This is a genomic window from Enterobacter sp. RIT637 (assembly GCF_019718755.1).
GTDB lineage: Bacteria > Pseudomonadota > Gammaproteobacteria > Enterobacterales > Enterobacteriaceae > Enterobacter.
The window spans coordinates 1-578 of sequence record NZ_JAIHAZ010000122.1 but is presented as its reverse complement, the minus strand read 5'-3'; the positions used below and the strand labels follow the sequence as shown (position 1 = coordinate 578).

The 578-nt window shown below is 54.8% G+C and carries 1 protein-coding gene and 1 pseudogene; both read left to right on the top strand.

All coding sequences use genetic code 11. The annotated features are described in order from the left end of the window. Positions 1-216 (top strand): annotated as a pseudogene (locus tag K5E19_RS23540) (amino acid ABC transporter permease); the annotation flags it as partial. Continuing rightward, on the top strand, positions 216-578 hold a 363-nt coding region (locus K5E19_RS23535; protein WP_221553345.1), incomplete at its 3' end, for an ABC transporter permease subunit. The pseudogene K5E19_RS23540 and the gene K5E19_RS23535, both read left to right, overlap by 1 nt.

The window sequence follows — 578 nt, the reverse complement described above, 5'->3', positions numbered from 1 at the left end:
ATGATGAACCTGGTGAAAAACTCAGCCATCGCCTCCACCATTGGTCTGGTCGATATGGCGGCGCAGGCGGGCAAGCTGCTGGATTACTCCGCCCACGCGTGGGAATCTTTCACCGCCATTACCGTGGCCTATGTGCTGATTAACGCTTTCATCATGCTGGTGATGAACCTGGGTGAACGTAAAACTCGCCTGCCGGGCAATCTGGGGGGCAAATAATGTACGAGTTTGACTGGAGTTCCATTGTTCCCGCCATGCCCTATCTGCTCGACGGGCTGGTTATTACCTTAAAAATCACCGCCATTGCGATCGTGGTTGGTATTGTCTGGGGCACGATTTTGGCGGTCATGCGCCTGTCGAGCTTCAAGCCTTTCGCCTGGTTCGCTACCGCCTACGTCAACGTCTTCCGCTCCATTCCGCTGGTGATGGTGCTGCTGTGGTTTTATCTGATCGTCCCCGGCCTGCTGCAAAACGTGCTGGGGCTGTCGCCGAAAACCGATATCCGCCTGATCTCTGCCATGGTCGCGTTCTCAATGTTTGAGGCGGCGTACTATTCGGAAATTATTCGCGCGGGTATTCAG